General features: G+C 70.2%; 13 protein-coding genes and 1 pseudogene. 1 reads left to right on the forward strand and 13 read right to left on the reverse strand.

All coding sequences use genetic code 11. From position 1 onward, the window contains the following. Positions 1-3 precede the first annotated feature (3 nt). Positions 4-1,857, reverse strand: a complete 1,854-nt coding sequence (lepA, locus tag E3O39_RS18035; RefSeq protein WP_134446061.1) for a translation elongation factor 4 — start codon at positions 1,855-1,857, stop codon at positions 4-6. Between the two features lie 241 nt (positions 1,858-2,098). Here lepA and rpsT point away from each other — a divergent pair, with 241 nt between their 5' ends. Further along, complete coding sequence (gene rpsT / locus E3O39_RS18040) at positions 2,099-2,362, forward strand: 30S ribosomal protein S20 (RefSeq protein WP_134446062.1); 264 nt, start codon at positions 2,099-2,101, stop codon at positions 2,360-2,362. Positions 2,363-2,448: 86 nt separating this feature from the next. Here the strand turns inward: rpsT and E3O39_RS18045 are convergent, their stop codons facing one another. The 12 genes and pseudogenes from E3O39_RS18045 to cydD form a co-directional block, all read right to left on the reverse strand. Beyond that, entirely contained in the window at positions 2,449-3,285 is an 837-nt protein-coding gene (locus E3O39_RS18045; protein WP_134446063.1) for an ABC transporter permease, read from the reverse strand. Beyond that, positions 3,282-4,244 carry an ATP-binding cassette domain-containing protein gene (locus tag E3O39_RS18050; protein ID WP_134446064.1) on the reverse strand — a complete coding sequence of 321 codons (963 nt, stop codon included), beginning with the start codon at positions 4,242-4,244 and terminating at the stop codon, positions 3,282-3,284. The genes E3O39_RS18045 and E3O39_RS18050 overlap by 4 nt, the downstream gene beginning before the upstream one ends. Positions 4,245-4,296: 52 nt before the next feature. Further along, complete coding sequence (locus E3O39_RS18055) at positions 4,297-5,142, reverse strand: DUF4097 family beta strand repeat-containing protein (RefSeq protein WP_134446065.1); 846 nt, start codon at positions 5,140-5,142, stop codon at positions 4,297-4,299. Between the two features lie 91 nt (positions 5,143-5,233). Then, positions 5,234-5,722, reverse strand: a complete 489-nt coding sequence (locus E3O39_RS18060; protein WP_134446066.1) for a toxin-antitoxin system HicB family antitoxin — start codon at positions 5,720-5,722, stop codon at positions 5,234-5,236. 82 nt (positions 5,723-5,804) lie between these two features. Next, a complete protein-coding gene (gene holA, locus E3O39_RS18065; protein WP_134446067.1) occupies positions 5,805-6,842 on the reverse strand; it encodes a DNA polymerase III subunit delta in 1,038 nt (345 codons plus the stop codon). A 93-nt stretch (positions 6,843-6,935) separates the two neighbouring features. Then, positions 6,936-8,546, reverse strand: a complete 1,611-nt coding sequence (locus tag E3O39_RS19725) for a ComEC/Rec2 family competence protein (RefSeq protein WP_134446068.1) — start codon at positions 8,544-8,546, stop codon at positions 6,936-6,938. A gap of 76 nt (positions 8,547-8,622) precedes the next feature. Beyond that, positions 8,623-8,667: pseudogene (locus E3O39_RS19945) on the reverse strand (hypothetical protein); the annotation flags it as partial. 884 nt (positions 8,668-9,551) lie between these two features. Beyond that, the gene (locus tag E3O39_RS18080; protein ID WP_241985131.1) at positions 9,552-10,442 is read right to left on the reverse strand and encodes a ComEA family DNA-binding protein; all 891 of its coding nucleotides are present in this window, start codon (positions 10,440-10,442) and stop codon (positions 9,552-9,554) included. A 163-nt stretch (positions 10,443-10,605) separates the two neighbouring features. Then, positions 10,606-13,200 (reverse strand): leucine--tRNA ligase, encoded by a 2,595-nt coding sequence (leuS, locus tag E3O39_RS18085; RefSeq protein WP_134446069.1) that lies wholly within the window; start codon positions 13,198-13,200, stop codon positions 10,606-10,608. Between the two features lie 59 nt (positions 13,201-13,259). Continuing rightward, complete coding sequence (locus tag E3O39_RS18090) at positions 13,260-14,768, reverse strand: anthranilate synthase component I family protein (protein WP_134446070.1); 1,509 nt, start codon at positions 14,766-14,768, stop codon at positions 13,260-13,262. Between the two features lie 87 nt (positions 14,769-14,855). Then, complete coding sequence (gene cydC / locus E3O39_RS18095) at positions 14,856-16,541, reverse strand: thiol reductant ABC exporter subunit CydC (protein WP_134446071.1); 1,686 nt, start codon at positions 16,539-16,541, stop codon at positions 14,856-14,858. Next, positions 16,534-18,258 (reverse strand): thiol reductant ABC exporter subunit CydD, encoded by a 1,725-nt coding sequence (cydD, locus tag E3O39_RS18100; protein ID WP_134446072.1) that lies wholly within the window; start codon positions 18,256-18,258, stop codon positions 16,534-16,536. Before cydD ends, cydC begins: the two co-directional genes overlap by 8 nt. Positions 18,259-18,283 lie beyond the last annotated feature (25 nt).

Genomic DNA, 18,283 nt, shown 5'->3' on the forward strand with positions numbered 1-18,283 from the left:
CGCCTACTTCTTCTCTTTCTTGGCCGGCTCGTCCCCCGAGAGCGCGGCGATGAAGGCCTCCTGCGGCACCTCGACGCGGCCGACCATCTTCATGCGCTTCTTGCCCTCTTTCTGCTTCTCGAGCAGCTTGCGCTTGCGGGAGATGTCGCCGCCGTAGCACTTGGCGAGGACGTCCTTGCGGATGGCGCTGATCGATTCGCGGGCAATGATGCGGGCTCCGATCGCGGCCTGGATCGGAACGTCGAACTGCTGCCGTGGGATGAGTTTCCGCAGCCGCCCGGTCATCAGCACGCCGTAGTCGTATGCCTTGTCGCGGTGCACGATGGCGCTGAACGCGTCCACCTGCTCGCCCTGCAGCAGGATGTCGACCTTGACCAGGTCTGCCTCCTGCGAGCCGATCGGTTCGTAGTCGAGCGAGGCGTACCCGGCGGTCTTGCTCTTCAGCTGGTCGAAGAAGTCGAAGACGATCTCGCCGAGCGGCATCGTGTAGCGGATCTCGACCCGGTCCTCACCGAGGTATTCCATGCCGAGCAGGGTGCCGCGGCGGCCCTGGCAGAGTTCCATGATGACGCCGACGTAATCCTTGGGCGCGAGGATCGCGGCCTTGACGATCGGTTCCTCGACCTTGGCGATCTTGCCGTCAGGGAACTCGCTCGGGTTCGTCACGGTGACGGTCTTCTTGTCGTCGGTCGAGACCTCGTAGATCACGCTCGGGGCCGTCGTGATCAGATCGAGGTTGAACTCGCGGTCGAGGCGCTCGGTGATGATCTCGAGGTGCAGCAGCCCGAGGAACCCGCAGCGGAACCCGAAGCCGAGGGCGACGGATGTCTCCGGCTCGTAGACGAGGGACGCGTCGGAGAGCTTGAGCTTGTCGAGTGCTTCACGGAGAGCGGGGTAGTCGCTGCCGTCGATCGGGTAGAGGCCGGAGAACACCATCGGCTTGGGCTCCGTGTAGCCGGGGAGGGCGACGGTTGCCGGGCGCAGCGCGGTCGTGACGGTGTCGCCGACCTTGGACTGGCGGACGTCCTTCACACCGGTGATCAGGTAGCCGACCTCGCCGACGCCGAGACCCTTGCTCGGGGTCGGTTCGGGGCTTGTCACGCCGATCTCGAGGATCTCGTGCGTCGCCCGGGTGGACATCATCTGGATCTTCTCGCGCGGGCTGAGCTTGCCGTCGATCATACGGACGTAGGTGACGACGCCGCGGTAGCTGTCGTAGACCGAGTCGAAGATCATCGCGCGGGCGGGGGCGTCCGGGTCGCCGACGGGGGCGGGAATGAGCCGGGTGGCGCGGTCGAGCAGTTCGGCGACGCCGATTCCGGTCTTGCCGGAAACGCGCAGCACGTCCTCCGGCTTGCCGCCGATGAGGCTCGCGAGTTCCTTCGCGTACTTGTCTGGATCTGCGGCGGGCAGGTCGATCTTGTTGAGCACCGGGATGATCGTGAGGTCGTTCTCGAGGGCCAGGTAGAGGTTCGCGAGGGTCTGGGCTTCGATGCCCTGGGCCGCGTCGACGAGCAGAATGGCGCCCTCGCAGGCCGCGAGGCTCCGGGAGACCTCGTAGGTGAAGTCGACGTGACCGGGGGTGTCGATCATGTTGAGCGCGTAGGCCTGGCCGTCGAGTTCCCAGGGCATCCGCACGGCCTGGCTCTTGATCGTGATGCCGCGTTCGCGTTCGATGTCCATGCGGTCGAGGTACTGGGCCCGCATCAGGCGGTCGTCGACGACGCCGGTGATCTGCAGCATCCGGTCGGCGAGGGTGGACTTGCCGTGGTCGATGTGCGCGATGATGCAGAAGTTACGGATGAATGCCGGCGGTGTTGCGGCCGGCAGGAACGCCGTGAGGGGTCTGGGTGACATGATCCGGTAATTCTCCCATAGCTCAGGCCCGCCGCCGATTTCGCCGTCTCCGCTGCGGCAGATCGAACGCGGTTCGGCCGGGGAGACCGAGTAGCCGACACGATTATCGGCCGGACCGATTAACTGGTATCGTTGCCTGTTGGCTTGCGTGTTGGGTCCCACCCCACCACGATTTTGCCGTACGGCGCCCTCTACCGCCACGCGGCCCATCCGAACAAGAACCTAACGAAAGCGTATAAACGTGGCAAATATCAAGTCGCAGATCAAGCGAATTGGCACCAACAAGAAGGCCCAGGAGCGCAACAAGGCGGTCAAGAGCGAGTTCAAGACCGCTGTTCGCGCTGCGCGCCTCGCTGTCACCTCCGGCGACAAGGACAAGGCTGTCGCCAGCCTCGCGATTGCGTCGAAGAAGCTCGACAAGGCCGTCAGCAAGGGTGTCATCCACCGCAACCAGGCCGCAAACAAGAAGTCGGCGCTCGCCAAGTCCGTCGGCGCGCTCGTCTAGTCTCTGCACCACCCAAAAAGCCCTCCGCCTCAGGCGGGGGGCTTTTTTGTCGTCCCGACCCCTTCGCGGGGCGGGACCCGGGTCTGTCAGCGCACCGAGGTGCGCTCGTAGAGGGCCATCGACCATACGTAGCCGGCGACCGAGAGCAGGGCGCACCATCCGATCGCGAGCATCGGGTTCCAGCCGAGCGGGGTGCCGAGCAGGAGACCGCGGACGGTCTCGATGAACGACGTGAACGGCTGGTACTGCGCAAACGACTGCATCCATTCCGGCATCGAGCCCGTCGGCACGAAGCCGCTGCCCAGGAGCGGAAGGATCGTCAGGATCATCGGCAGGTTACTGGCGGTCTCGACGGTTTTCGACTGCATGCCCATGGCGACTCCGAGCCAGCTGACCGCGAACGAGACGAGCACGGTGAGTCCGGCGACGGCGAACCACTCTGCGACTCCCGCCGTCGGCCGGAATCCGACGAGGAGGCCGACTCCGAGCACGAGGGCGACGGCGATGATCGCCTGGATCGTGTTGCCGACGACGTGCCCGGCGAGGACTGCAGCGCGCGAGATCGACATTGTGCGGAACCGTGCCGTGATGCCCTCGGTCATGTCCATCGCGACGGTGATCGAGGCGCCGCTCGCGGTCCCTGCAATGGTGATCACGAGGATGCCCGGCATGACGTATGCGAGGTAGGCGTCGCGGCCGCTCGCGGGATCGACGCCGGGCAGTCCTGCCCCGAGCGTGCCGCCGAACACGAAGACGAGGAGCAGCAGAATCACCACGGGCCCGAGGATGGTGAACATCGACAGGCCGGGATACCGAACCATGTGCAGCAGGTTGCGACGCAGCATGGTGATCGCGTCGGCGACGGTATGCGATGGCCGGCGGCCGCGTGGTGTTGCCTGACGCCGGGCCGTGAGGGTGGTCATGATTCGGTTCCCTTCGTGTCGACCCGGCCCGGCCGATCCTTCGTGCCGGTGAGGGCGAAGAACACGTCGTCGAGATCCGGGGTGTGGATGCTGAGGTCGTCGACCTCGACGCCGGCGGCATCGAGGCGATCCAGGATGCCGCGCAGCGCGCCGACCGTACCGTCGCCCGGCACCGTGAGCGCGAGTCCCGCCTCATCGCGAGCGGACTCACCGAACAGGCGCGAGGCAGCGTCGAGCGCCGCGCTATCCGGGAGACGCAGCCGGATGTGCCCGCCTGGCACGAGGCGCTTGAGCTCGTCCGGCGTTCCCTCCGCGACGATCCGGCCGCCGTCGAGCACCGCAATGCGGTCCGCGAGTTCGTCCGCTTCCGCCAGTTGCTGGGTGGTGAGCAGCACCGTCGTCCCCTGCGCGACGAGGTCGCGCACGATGTCCCAGACGGTGTGGCGACTCCTCGGGTCCAGCCCGGAGGTGGGCTCGTCGAGGAAGATCACGCTCGGGGCCTGGACGAGCGTCATCGCGAGGTCGAGACGGCGGCGCATCCCGCCGGAATAGGTCGCGAGCGGCTTGCGGGCCGCCTCGACGAGGTCGAACTGCTCGAGCAGTTCGGTCACCCTGGCCTTCGATCGTTTCGCGCCGAGGTGACGCAGCCTGGCCATCAGCTGGAGGTTCTCCTCGCCGGTGAGCAGGCCGTCGACCGCCGAGAACTGGCCGGTGACGCCGATCGCGGCGCGCACGCCGTCGTGGTCGCGCAGGACGTCGCATCCGTTCACGAAAGCCGTGCCGCCGTCCGGTCGCACGAGCGTGGACAGGATGTGCACGGTTGTCGTCTTCCCTGCGCCGTTCGGGCCGAGCAACGCTGTGACGGTGCCCGCGGCAACGGAGAGGTCGACGTCGTCGAGTACGACCCGTCCGCCGTAGGACTTGCACAGTCCGTGGACGTCGATCGCTGAGCTGGTCATGGTCTTCCCTTCTCGTGATGTCTTCTGGTGGTGGGGATCTCGGACGGCACGGTCATCGGGCGCGCCGGATGCTGATGTCGCTGTGCTGGGTGCGGGCACGGACCGAGACGGTCGGCTCCGAAGCGTCGGGAGCGCGGTCGCCCGCCAGTTCGTTGCGCACCCTCCCGTCTTTCGAGGAGAGGTCGAGCCAGGCGGGCACGCCGGACCGGACGCCGATGGTGACCTGGCCGTAGCCGCTCTCGACCTGGATGGAACCGCTCGAGACCTCGTGCACGTGGATGCTGCCATATGCGGTCTTCGCCGTGACGGAGGCGAGCGCCTGTGTCACGTCGAGGTCGCCGTAGGAGAGTTTCGCGTCGAGATCGCCACAGGCCTCCCCGACCATGATGCTGCCGTGGGACGCCTTGAGGATCGCGTCACCGGCAATGGTGCCGACCCGGATCTGGCCGTGGTCGGCCGTGACCTCGATTCCACCCCCGACGGTCGCAACGGTCGCGTTGCCGTGCGCCGCGCGCAGCCACAGGTCGCCGGTGGCGTCGAGGTCGACGGGTCCGGTTGAGGACTTGATGCGGGTGTTGCCCAGGCGCCCGACGGTCCGCACGCCGCCGACACTGATCTCTGCGGTCAGCCGCGACCCCGCGGGGAGCTCGACCGTCACGTCGACGGACTCCGTCGGGCCGATGACGCTGAAGCGGGGCTTCGGACCGGTCACGGTCAGTCGCCGGCCGTCGAAGTCGACCGTCGTCTCCTCCGCGCCGCGGCGGTCGACGGCCTTTGCCGGGTTGGTCGCCGACACCGTTACGACGGTCTCCGTGCGGTCGCCGGCGAAGACGTCGATCATGCCGACCGGCAGGTTGATGGCGAGGTCGATCGGGGTGGGTGTTGGGTAGCTGGGCATGCTGGCGCCTCCCTTTCTGTGGGCTGGAGCAGTTCTTGGAACGGGTGTCCGGCCCCGACATGCGGGCCGGTGGATGCCGGGGCGGGGCCGGTCAGCGCGCCCAGCCTGCGAAGTTGTCGCCGGTGCGGAGCGTGCGCTGGGCGGAGCGTCGTTGCCTGGGCTGGACTTCCGCAGCGATCGCCCGGACGAGCCAGGTGTTGACGGACAGCCCGTCGGCCGCGGCCGCCTCATCCACCCGCGCTTTGAGGGCATCGGGCAGGCGCAGCGTCGTGCGCGAGGTGCTCGCATCGTCGAGGTCGACGGGTGTGGCCGGCCGCTCGTCGGCGTCCGACTCCGGGTTCGGCTGGGTCACCACGAACTCGATCTCGCGGCCACGGAGTCGCAGGTCGACCGAACCGGGCGCGAGCTCACGGGTGATCTCCCCGACCGCCGCCGACAGGACGTCGAGGAGCACAAGCCTGGCCGCGGCATCCAGCCCGGCGGCGAGCCGTTCGGCGACGGCTCGGGTGTCCTCCGCGCCGTTCGCCGCGGTCTCCGCCAGCTGGAGTTGCAGGTCGGTGACGTACTGTCCGAGTTCCATGTCACCATGGTGACACCATCGTGGTGTCATGTCAAGCGATTATGGTGTCACGCGGTCAGCTGGGTCGTGACGGGGCGGGAAGTCAGTCCTCGCCCCGGCGGGCGATGACGCCGATGAGGCGTTCGAGGGCGAAAACGGGATCCCGTTCGGCGCCCTTGACCGCGGCATCCGCTTCAGCGAGGGCGACGATGCAGCGTCCGAGTCCCTCGTCGGTCCAGCCGCGCAGGTCGCGCTGGGCGCGTTCGACCTGCCAGGGCGCCAGGCCGAGCTGGCCGGCGAGCTGGCCCGATCCGCCACGGGCGCCGTAGACCTTGGCCATCGTGCGGATCTTCATGGCGAACGCCGCGACGACGGGGACCGGGTCTGCACCGGAGGTGAGCGCGTGACGCAGGATGACAAGGGCGTCGCCGTACTTGCCCGCGATCGCGGCGTCGGCGACCTTGAACGCATTCGCCTCGACACGGCCGCCGTAGTACCGGTCGACCGTGGTTTCGGTGATCTCGGCCGTGGAGTCGGCGATGAGCTGCTGGCACGCCGCGGAGAGTTCGGCGAGGTCTCCGGAGAACGCAGCCACGAGGGCGCGCAGGGCACTGCCGCTCACCCGTTTGCCTGCCGTGCGGAATTCGGCCGCGGCGAAGTCGTGCCGGTCGGTGTCCTTCTTGAGTTCCGCGCAGACGATCTCGATGCCGCCGCCGAGACCGGACCGGATGGTGTCGAGGAGTTTTTTTCCGCGCACGCCACCGGCGTGGCGGAGCACGACATAGGTGTCGTCCGCGGGGTTCTCCAGGTAGTCGAGGGCTTCGGCGAGGAAGGTGTCGCTGCACTTCTCGACGTTCGTGACCCGGATCAGGCGTGGTTCGCCGAAGAGCGACGGGCTCGCCATCGTGAGCAGCTCACCTGGCGCGTAGCTGTCGGCGAGCACGTCGCTGATCTCGAGGCTCGGGTCCTCGAGCTTGAGGAAGTCCCGCAGCTGCCGGATGGCCCGTTCGGCGAGGAAGGTCTCTGTGCCGGAGACGAGCACGATCGGGGCGGGACGGACCTCGTGCCAGGCGAGTTGCGGGATCGCGACGGCCTTGCCGGTGCGGGCGGTCTTGGCGGGTGCTGCGCTGCGGACGGCCACGCGAGTCCTCTCCCCTGGGCCTGCTCACGGGCGGGCTCAGGGTTTCCAGCCTAACCGGCACCGGGGACACTGAGCCTCGACACGACACCGGTTTCAGCCGCCCTTCTCCGTCCAGACCGTGAGGGCTCCTCCCCCGGCGGCGGCCGGTGCAACGACCGAGAGCCCCTGCCGGTCGGTGCGCACGGCGAGGGTGCCGACCGAGCGGAGCATGTCGAGCAGGGAGGCCGTCGGGTGCCCGTAGCCGTTGTCGGCACCGACGGAGATGAGTCCTACGGTTGCGTGCAACTCGGCGTAGAACTGTGGGCTCTGGTCCCGGCTGCCGTGGTGGGCGACCTTGACGACGTCGACCCTGCCCGGCGCGGACACCCGGTCGAGCGCGACCTGGGCGTCCTCGCCGAGGTCGCCCAGAAACACCGAGCGGATGCCGCGCCCGTCGAATTCGATCGTGACGCTCCCCGGGTTGCCGGTCTGCATCTCCGACCCGCCGGGCACGGGCCAGAGGATGTCCCAGCGCAGGCCGCCGAGCGTGCCCGCGTCGCCCTTCGCCGCTTGCCGCACCTCGGCGCCGCCCTCGGTGAGCCGGGCGTGCAGCCGTTCGTCCTGCGCGTTCTCGGGGATGCCGACGAGTGCGGTGCCGACCCGGCCGATCACGGCCCCGATTCCGCCGATGTGGTCCATGTCGTAATGGGTCAGCACCAGCAGGTCGATCCGGTCGATCCCGAGCGAGCGCAGGCACTGCTTGAGCCGTTTCGGGTCCGGCCCGACGTCGACGAGGGCGAAGCGGTCCCGGTCGGTCCCGTGGTCCCTGACGACGACGGCATCACCCTGGCCGATATCGCACGCTGCGATCTGCCAGTCGGCGGGGAAGGTCAGGGCGCGGCCGATGCCCTTTCCGATCAGGGTGCCCGCGTATCCACCGACGACCAGCACAAGCACCACGAGCGCGACGGCCGACCAGCCGTCGAGCGTCGAGCGGGTCCGGCGGGCACCGCGTGAACCGGCGTCGCCGTCGCGGCCTCCCATTCGCTCCCCGATTCCGGCTCGTGACCCGGTCCGTGTGCCCTGCCGCAGAAGCAACACGAGCACGGCGGCGGTGAGGACCAGGGTCACGATCACCCCCAATGGCCCGCCGAGCCAGGGCAGGCTACTGCCCGGCAGCTCCGCCGCGGTCCGCGCGACTGCTGCGATCCACGCGGACGGGACCCACGCCGCCCAGAGAACGACGCCTGCCACGCCGGGGAGCCAGGGCAGCAGCAGGCACGCCGCAAGGCCGAGGACCGTGGCGAGCGGGGCCGCCGGCTCGGCGAGCAGGTTGGCCGGAACGCCATAGAGCGGAAAGGTGGGGCTTAGCAGCACGAGCACGGGCTGGCAGGCCAGCTGCGCTGCGAGCGGGATCGCGATCAGGGCGGCGAGCCCGGTCGGCAGCCAGCGGGCCAGGGATCGGGTCAGCGGCCCGGCAAGCACGAGAAGGCCGCCGGTGGCGAGCACGGAAAGTGCGAACCCGTAGCTGCGGGACAGCCAGGGGTCCGTCGCCAGCAGCACGATGACGGACAGCGCGAGCAGGGGCAGACCGCGACCGGGCCTGCCGATGCCCAGTCCGATGAGGAGCACCGCCGCCATCACGGCGGCGCGGAGCACGCTCGGCTCGGGGGTGACGAGCACGACGAAGCCGAGCAGGACGCCGAGCGAGGGTGATGCGCGCACCGCGCCCGAGCCGGAGCCGGCCGAGCCTGAGCCTGGCGCCGATCAGCATGATGATCGCGATCACGACCGCGCAATTCGCCCCGGAGACCGCGGTCAGGTGGCTGAGCGAGCTGGACTTCATCGCCGCATCGAGGTCGTCGCCGACGGCACTCGTGTCGCCGATCGCGAGCCCGGGCAGGAGCGCTCCCCCGTCACCGGGGAGGGTTGCGGCCTCGGCGGCGAAGCGGGCGCGCAATTCGTCGGCCCAGTCGAGCCACCACGGCGCTTCGGCGACGGGCACCGGTCGTCCGTCGCCGAAGACCAGCAGCGCGGCGGAGTCGCCCGGCTCCGTGGACACGAGTGTCGCGTCCAGGCTCACGGTCGCACCGATCCGCAGGCTCTCCCCCGGCGCCGCTGCGAACACGAGGACCGGAACGGACAGGCCGTCCCCGGTGTCGTGCGCGGCTGCCCTGGCCGAACCGGTCCCCGCGCCCAGTGCGACGAGGGTGCCCCTGAACCGGATGCGCCCGCTCCCTGCACCGGCATCGGCACCGGCATCGGCATCGGAACCACCGAATCCCGACAGTGCCGGGGCCCTGGCCGGCACGGAACCGACCACGATCCGCGCCGCGACAGGCACATGGGCCGCCGCGATCTTCGCGACGCCGGCCGGCAGTCGGGCGGGTGCCGCGACCGCGACGAGCGAGGCCAGGAGGGCCGCGGCCGTGCAGCAGACCAGGACGGTTCCCGCGGTCACCGTCCGGTTCGCGGGCAACCGGGTCGCCAGGCGCCGGATCGCCCGGCGGATCCCCGCGCCGGCCGCGGGGCTGGACACCGAGCGCGGGTATCCCCTGCGCGCCACGAGGACCGCGTATCCGGTCACAGCGAGCACGGCCCCCCACAGGGCCGCCGCGGCCGGCCCTGCGGACACCGGGGCGCCCGTGAGCCACCAGGCCGTCGCCCAGGCCGTCGCCGCGGGGATCACGAGGCGTGCGTCCGCCCTGGAACTACCTCCCGTCGGCGGCCTCACACCGTCACGAGGTCTTTCAGGACCTCGAAGGTCTTGTCTCCGATCCCGGTCACGTTCCGGAGGTCCTCGATGGCGGCGAAGGGTCCGTTCGCGGACCGGTAGTCGACGATGCGCTGCGCCATGGCCGGGCCGATCCGTGGCAGCGCGTCCAGCTCGGACACCGTCGCCCGGTTGAGATTGATCTTCACCGCCGGAAGACCGGCCGCTCCACCTGAACCGGCCGCGCTTCCGCCGGTGCCGCCGATGCCACCGGTGCCGGCCGCTCCACCCGGTACCGTCTCACCGATGGCGGGCAGGTAGACCTGTTCGCCGTCCGCGAGCGGCCGGGCGAGATTGGTCCCTGCCGGATCGGCCGCCGCGGTGAATCCCCCTGCAGCCGACACGGCGTCGACCACGCGGGCACCGACCGGCAATTCGAACAGGCCCGGCCGGAGGACGGCACCGAGGACGTGCACGAGGATGACGGGTGTGCGAGCGGCGTCCGGAGACGGCGAGGCCCGCCCCGTTCCGGAGCCGGCCGCTCCGGAGGCAGGACCCTTGTCTGGGGAGGCCGGCGGGGACGCCGTCGACGTTCCGCGGCCTGCGGCTCCGCCCACCGCGGAGACGAGGACCTGCCGCCCGGCCTGCGGCCCGAGCGCGGTGACGATCACCGCGATGAGGAGAGCGGCCAGCACAAGCACGACCGCCGCGCCCAGGCCCATCCGGAGCCTGGCCCGGTTCGGCCGGCGGGCGGACGGCGAGAGGGTGTCGAGCGGCGACATCCGTTCGGGAAACGGCTCAGCCGCGTCGGCGGGGTTCGGCTCCAGGTCGTGACCCTTGCCGGACCGCCCTCCCTGCCCTGTCCCGGGTTCCCCGTCCGGCCAGGACGAGGGTCGTGGAGTCTCCATCCGGGCAGGCTATGCGCGCCGCCCCGCGGGGCGCCGGCCCGGGCCGGACCGGTGGACAACCGGACCGGCCCCAGGCCTGTCGAGGGCGCGCAACGCGCATCGGCGAGGGCACTGGCACCTCGAGGATCCTCGAGGTGCCTCAGGACCTCACGACGTCAGGACCTCAGACGGGCTTGGTGACGATGCTCACGAGCTTCGGCGCCCGGACGATCACGTGGACGATCTCCCGGTCCCCGATCGAGCGAATGACCGATGCGGATGCGCGGGCGAGGCCCTCGAGGTCGTCAGCGGAGATCTTCGGCGAGACCACGAGGCGCTCGCGCACCTTGCTGTCGACCTGCACGATCGCCGTGACGGACTCCTCGACGAGGAGCCGCGGGTCGGCCTTGCGCCACTGGGCGAGCGCGACGCACGGCTCGTAGCCGAGGCGCTGCCACATGTCCTCCGCGGTGTACGGCGCGAAGAGGTTGAGCGCCATGGCGGTCGCCTCAGCGGCCTCCCGCACCGCGGCATCGGCCGGGCCTGCGCCGGTGTCGATGACCTTACGGGTCGCGTTCACGAGCTCCATCAGGCGTGCGACGACGACGTTGAACTTGAAGGACTCGATCAGGCCGGGCGCGTCGGCGAGGAAGCGGTGCGTGACCCGGCGGAGGGCGGGGTCACCGGTCTTCCACAGCACGTCGGGCGCGCTCGTGACGTCCTTGGCCATGCGCCAGGCGCGGGCGAGGAACTTGGCCGAGCCGACCGGGGAGACGTCCGCCCAGTCGATGTCGTCCTCCGGCGGCCCGGCGAAGGCCATCGTGAGGCGCACGGCGTCGACGCCGAACTGGTCGATCTCCTCGGTGAAGTAGACGAGGTTGCCCTTGCTCTTGGACATCTTGGTGCCGTCGAGGATGACCATGCCCTGGTTGAGCAGTGCGGTGAACGGCTCGGTGAACGTCACGTAACCGAGGTCGAAGAGCACCTTGGTGATGAACCGGGCGTAGAGCAGGTGCAGGATCGCGTGCTCGACGCCGCCGACGTACTGGTCGACGGGAGCCCACTTCTCGGCTTCCTTCGGGTCGAAGGCCTGGGTGTCGTCGTTCGGGTTCAGGAACCGGAGGAAGTACCAGGAGCTGTCGACGAAGGTGTCCATCGTGTCGGCGTCGCGGCGCGCAGGGGTGCCGTCGATCGGGTTGGGTACGTTGACCCAGTCCGTGGCGCCGCCGAGCGGCGAGGTCCCCTTCGGCTTGAGATCGAGGCCCTCCGTCGAGGGCAGCAGCACCGGCAGCTGGTCTTCGGGCACGGGGATCTCTGCGCCGTCCTGGCCGTGGATGATCGGGATCGGGGTGCCCCAGTAACGCTGGCGGGAGATGAGCCAGTCGCGCAGCCGGTAGTTCTTCGCGGCCCTTCCGGTGCCGTCCTGGGTGAGCTGCTCGACGATGCGCTTGATCGCGTTGTTCTTGCTGAGGCCGGTGAGGGCTCCGGAATTGATCAGGCGGCCTTCCCCGGCCAGCGCGACACCGGTTTCTGCCGGATCGAGCGGCGTGGGGTCGAGCGGCAGTTCCTCCGTGCCGTCGATCATGCCGGGCGTGATCACGGGCAGGGTGCCGGTCAGGGGCGCCGTCGTGTCGACGACGACCCGGACGGGCAGGTCGAACTTCCGGGCGAAATCGAGGTCGCGCTGGTCGTGTGCGGGAACGGCCATCACGGCGCCATGTCCGTAGTCCGCGAAGACGTAGTCTGCGGCCCAGATCGGCAGGCGTTCGCCGTTGACGGGGTTGATCGCGAAACGTTCGAGGAAGACGCCGGTCTTCGGCCGGTCGGTGGCCTGGCGCTCGATGTCCGTGCTCTTCTGCATCTGCACGAGGTAGTCCTGGAAGCGTTTGCGCACCTCGGGAGTGGAGTCGGCGACGAGCTCGGCGGCGAGGTCGGAGTCGGGGGCCACGACCATGAAGGTCGCGCCGAAGAGGGTGTCCGGGCGGGTCGTGAAGACGCTCACGACGGCCTCCCGGCCCTCGATGGCGAAGTCGACGTCGGCGCCGATGGAGCGGCCGATCCAGTTGCGCTGCATGTTGAGGACCTTGGCCGGCCAGGTGCCCTCGAGCTGGTTGAGGTCGTCGAGCAGGCGGTCGGCGTAGTCGGTGATCTTGAAGTACCACTGGGTGAGCTTCTTCTTGATCACGATCGCGCCGCTGCGGTCGCTCGTGCCGTCCGGCAGGACCTGCTCGTTCGCGAGCACGGTCTGGTCGATCGGGTCCCAGTTGACCCAGCTGTCCTTGCGGTAGGCGAGGCCCTTCTTGTACAGCTGCAGGAACAGCCATTGGTTCCACTTGTAGTACTCGGGGTCGCTCGTGTGCAGTTCGCGCGACCAGTCGAAGGAGGCGGCGTAGAGCTTCATGCTCTTCTTCTGCTGCGCGATGTTGTCATAGGTCCAGCCGCGCGGGTCGATGCCGCGCTTGATGGCCGCGTTCTCGGCGGGAAGGCCGAAGGAGTCCCAGCCGATCGGGTGCAGCACGTTGAAGCCCTGCTGGCGCCAGTACCGGGCGACGATGTCGCCGAGCGCGTAGACCTCGGCGTGGCCCATGTGCAGGTCGCCTGAGGGATACGGGAACATGTCGAGCACGTACTTGCGCGGACGGGTGTCGTCGGGGTCGCTCGTCCGGAACGGTTCGAGCTCGTCCCAGATGGGTTGCCACTTCGCCTGGATCGCGGCGAAGTCATAGACGTCCTCGTCGATCTCTACGCCGTATGGGGTGCGGTCGTGCTCGTGTGCCACGGGACTCTCATTCTGGTGATTCGGGCGTGAACGCTTCACAGTCCAAGCTTCTAGGTTACTCAACCCGCGCCGGTAACGAGGTCAGGGCCGCAACCGAGCACGGTCAGGAGCGCCGCGGCCTTGATCCGGGTCTCCTCGACCTCCTCCGCCGGGACGGACAGGGTGGTGATTCCGCCGCCGGTTCCGATCGAGGCTCCTGCGGGATCGAGGACGATGCTGCGGATCACCATGGCGAGGTCGACGGCTCCGTCGCGGCCGAAGTAGCCGAACGCACCCGAGTAGATGCCGCGCGGACCGTCCTCGAGGCCGCGCAGCAGGCTGACGGCGCTCTGCTTGGGCACCCCCGTCATCGAACCGGCCGGGAAGCAGGACCGGACGGCATCCGTGCCCGTGAGCCCCGCGGCGAGGCGCGCCTCGACCGTGCTCACGAGCTGGTGGACGTGCGCGTAGCTCTCGACGTCGAGGAGGCGGGTGACGGCGACGGTGCCGAGTTCGGCCACCCGGCCGAGGTCGTTGCGCATCAGGTCGACGATCATCAGGTTCTCGGCGCGTTCCTTGTCACTCGCGGCGAGGTCGGCGCGGAGGCCGGCATCGGAGGCGGGATCCGCGGAACGCGGCCTGGTGCCCTTGATCGGTTTGCTCGAGAGGCTGCCGTCGGTGCCGACGGTGAGGAACTGCTCCGGCGATGCGCTCAACAGGGCGGTGTCCCCGAAGCGCAGCAGGCCGCCGTGGTGGCTCGGGCTGCCGGCCCGCAGCCGATGGTAGGCCACGACGGGGTGCGGTCGCACGTCGACGGTGATTTCGTTGGTGAGGCAGAGCTGGTAGGCGTCCCCCGCGGCGATGAAGGCCTGGCAGCGTTCGATCAGTGCCGCGTAGTCGGCTGAGCCGTGCCGCCAGCGGGCGCGGGGCGGTGATCCGGGCTGCTCGGGCGCGACGTCCGCCGCAGCTACCGTGCCGGCCGACGACAGTGGATGCCGCGCCGCAGGAGAACTGTCCCGTCGCGCCCGCACGGCGCGGGCCCAGTCCTCGGCAAGGCGGGCCGGCTCCCCCGGCTGCCTGCGGGCGAGCAGGGTGACGGTGCGGCTCTCGTGGTCGAAGGCGAGCATCCGGTCGACCTCGAGCAGGGCGGCGTCGGGGTAGCGCGAGGGAGGCTGCGGCACGTCCAGGGTCTGGGCGCCGAGCTCGTACCCGAGCCAGCCGACCCAGCCGAGGTGGAAGCCGCTAGCTCCCTCGCCGCCCGGCGAGCCGCCAGGCGTGGCGAGATCGGTGCTGAGAAAGTCGAAAACGGTGCCGGTGCTCGTGGCGGGCACGGTGAGCGGGTCGCCGGGAACCGTCACGGTCACGGTTCCATCCATTACCGAGGCGGTCACGAACCGGGAGCGTTCGGTCGGCCCGGCGAGATAGCTGAAGCCGGCCTGCGCGCCGGGGCCGGCGTCGAGCCAGATCGCGTGGGCACTGTCCCGGTAGAGCGCGTCGAAGGCATCCGCCGGGTCCCACCAGCCGTCGAGGTCCCAGCGTTCGACGTCGCCCCTGCCGGGACTGCGACGAGGACGGGCTGATGCGGACACGCCCCCAGCCTAGGGCGCTCGCCGGACCGGACCGGCAGATTCAGACGGGCGGGCCCGGGAGTGCCGGACGGGCTCGGACGCGCAGGGTCAGGCGGGAAGGGTCACCCGGGCGGTGATGAGCTCATCGGGCACCGGGGTGTGCGAGATGAGCAGGACGGCCCTGCCGTCCTCTGCCGCCGTCGCGAGGATGTCCCGAACGAGACGGTCGCCCTGCGCCTCGTCCACGTTCGCGGTGGGTTCGTCGACGACGAGCACGGGGAAGTCCGCCAGGAGCGCCCTGGCGAGGGCGATCCGCTGGGCCTGGCCGCCGGAGACGAGGGCACCGCGTTCGCCGACCCTCGCGTCCAGTCCTCCGCGCTGTGCGGTCCAGTCGCCGAGGCCGACCCGGTCGAGCACGGCGAGCAGGTCGTCGTCGCTCGCGGTTTCCCTGGCGAACAGCAGGTTCTGGCGGATGCTGTCGTCGAAGAGCCAGGGTTGTTGCTCGCACAGTCCGACGACGCGGCGCACGGCGGAGGGTGCGAGCGTGTTCGCCTCGACGCCGTCGAGCGTGTACGAACCGGTGTAGTCGAGGAAACGGACGAGCACCTGCGCGAGCGTGGTCTTGCCCGCGCCGCTCGGGCCGGCGAGGTGGACGCGTTCACCGGGGCCGAGGCGGAGGGTCACGCCGGAGACGCCGGGCTCCGTGGCGCCGGGCCAGGAGGCGCCGACCCCGCTCAGCAGCAGCACAGGCTGCGCGGAGATGGCGGATGCGACGGCGTCCGGCCCGGAATCGGCGTCGCTCTCGATCGGGATCTCCAGCGGGACCGTGGTGGGTACGGCATCCGCAACACGTTGGGCGCTCGATCGCACCTGGCGCCAGGCGCCGAGGGCGGCCGGCACGACGGCGAAGATCTCGAAGACCGCCATCGAAACGAGCACGATCACGGCGAAATCGGGGCCGGGCAGGCTGCCGCCCGAGAGCCCGCCGAACCCGGCGAGCAGCGCTGCGACGGTCGCGGCGCCCGCGAAAAGGGAGAGCACGGCGCCCTGGATGCCGACGCCGACGGATCGGCGCAGGGTGGCCAGGCGCAGCCGGTCGTCGGCGCCGGCCAGCCCTTCGAGACGGGCGTCGAGCACTCCGAAGGCCGTGAGCACGTCGATGTTCTCGACGAGTTCGAGCACCCGGTCGGCGAGGTCCCCGCGGAGTGGAGCGAGCTCCCGCTCGGAGCCGGCGGCGACGCTCCCCGACGCGGCCGTGCCGAGCACTCCGGCGAGGACGAGACAGAGCGCCAGTCCGAGGGCCGCGAGCGGCGAGAGCAGCCAGACGCCCACGACGCTCACCACGGCGAGCATCCCGGCCGTTGCCAGCGGTTGCACGACCCGCAGCGGGAAGTCCTGCAGGTCGTCGACGTCCCGGACGAGACGCGTGAGCAGGTCACCGCGGCGGGTGTTCGCGAGTCCGGCGGGGGCGAGCGGCAGGATGCGTTCGAAGACGCCGACCCGGAGCGCTGCGAGCTGGCGGAAGGCGGCATCGTGGCTCGTGAGCCGGTCGAGGTAGCGGAACGCGGAGCGGCCGAGGGCGAAGGCGCGCACGCCGACGATCGCCATCGACAGGTAGAGGATCGGCGGCTGTTCGGCGGCGCGGGTGATCAGCCAGGCGCTCGTCGCGAGCAGGGCCACGGCGGAGAGGGCGCTCGCGACGCCGGCGGCCAGCCCGGGCAGGAAACGCCGCGTGGACGGCTGGGCGAGCCGCAGGATCGCGCGGACCCTGGCGGGGGGCAGGAACTCAGACATGGGCGTCCTCCCCGAGCGAAACGGCGGATGCCGGCACCTCGGACACCGGGACGACCTGCAGAACGAGGTCGGCCGCGGCGACGACGGCCGGTCGGTGGCTCACCACGATGACGATCGTGCCGGCGGCCGCGAGCTCGCGAAGGCCCGCGATCAACCGGCCTTCTGCGGCCTCGTCGAGGGCGGAGCTCGGTTCGTCGAGGACGAGCACCGGGCATCGGTCCGCCAGCGTGCGATAGATGGCCCTCGCCGCGGCGACGCGTTGAGCCTGGCCGCCCGAGAGACCGTCCCCGTTCACGCCGAGGGCTGTCCCTGGGTCCAGGTCGCCGCCGCCGGCGAGGTCGAGTGCGCGGGCCACGAGGGCCTTGTCGACGCCGGGGGCGCCGAGCGCGACGTTGTCTGCGATCGTCCCGGAGAGGAGTCCCGGCCGTTGGCCGGCCCAGGCGAGCCAGGGCCGAGGACCCCCGGGCACGACGGCCGTTTCGCCGAGGGTGATGGAGCCGGAATACGGCACGAAGCCCTGGAGGGTCGCGACGAGGGTCGACTTGCCCGTGCCGCTCGGCCCGGCGATGACCGCGAGCCGGCCGGGCGCGAGCGTCGCGCTGAACGCGGCGAGCGTCACGGTCGTTCCGCGCCGCACGGTGACCGCGTCGAAGCGAAGGGAGCCCGTCGGCGTCGTGACCGAAGCCGGCACCGCAGGCGCCGCGGCATCCGCTGCTTCCGCTGTCTTCGCTGAATCCGCTGTCTCCGTCGCCGTCCCGGCTGCCGGACCGCCCTCGATGATCAGGAAGACTTCTTCGGCCGCGGCGAGTCCGTCGGCGGCGGCGTGGAACTGAACGCCGATCTGGCGCACCGGGAGGAACGCCTCCGGCGCGAGCAGCAGCACGAAGAGGCCGACGCCGAGTCCGAGCGAGCCGTCGACGAGCCGCAGGCCGATCGACACCGCAACGAGCGCGACCGAGAGGCTCGCCCCGAGCTCGAGCACGAAGCCGCTCAGGAATGACACCCGGAGCACCTTCATGGTGCGAGCCCGGTAGTCCTCGGTGATCGTGCGCACCCGTTCGGTCTGCCGGCGTTCCCTGCCGAAGATCTTGAGGGTGCCGAGGCCGCCGACGAGGTCGAGGAAGCCGGTGCCGAGCCGCTGCAGCGACTCCCACTGCTGCTTCTGTACGGCCTGGGTGGCCTGGCCGATCAGGACCATGAACAGCGGAATGAGCGGGAGCACGATGATCACCGTGATGCCGCTCGGGAGGTCCTGCCACAGCATCACGAGCACGAGGATCGGCGTCGCGATCCCGGCGAGGAGCAGCTGCGGCAGGTACCTGGCGAAGTAGTTGTCGAGGGCGTCGAGCCCCTGGGTCGCGAGGGTGGAGACGCGTGCGCCCTGCTGGCCGGCAAGCCAGTCCGGGCCACGCTCGGCGACCCCGCGCAGTACCCGGGTGCGCAGCTGGCTCTTGACGGATGCCGCGCCGCGGCTCGCCGCGACCTCGAGCAGCCAGACGAGCGCGGCGCGCAGGACCACGACCGCGGCGATCCCCCCGACGTACGGACCGAGTTCGGTCACGTCGTGGCCTCCCACCGCGAGCGTGATCACCTGGCTGAGCAACCAGGAGAAGACGACGACGACGAGCGTCTGCGCCAGACCAAGCACGGCACCGATGACCAGGAACCACCGCGCGGCAGAGGCGTAGCGGAGCAGCCGGGGGTCGAGGGGTCGCATGTACTCGTTCTGTTCGGTGGAAACT

The sequence above is a fragment of the Cryobacterium sp. MDB2-A-1 genome, assembly GCF_004402675.1.
GTDB classification, from domain to species: Bacteria; Actinomycetota; Actinomycetes; order Actinomycetales; family Microbacteriaceae; genus Cryobacterium; species Cryobacterium glucosi.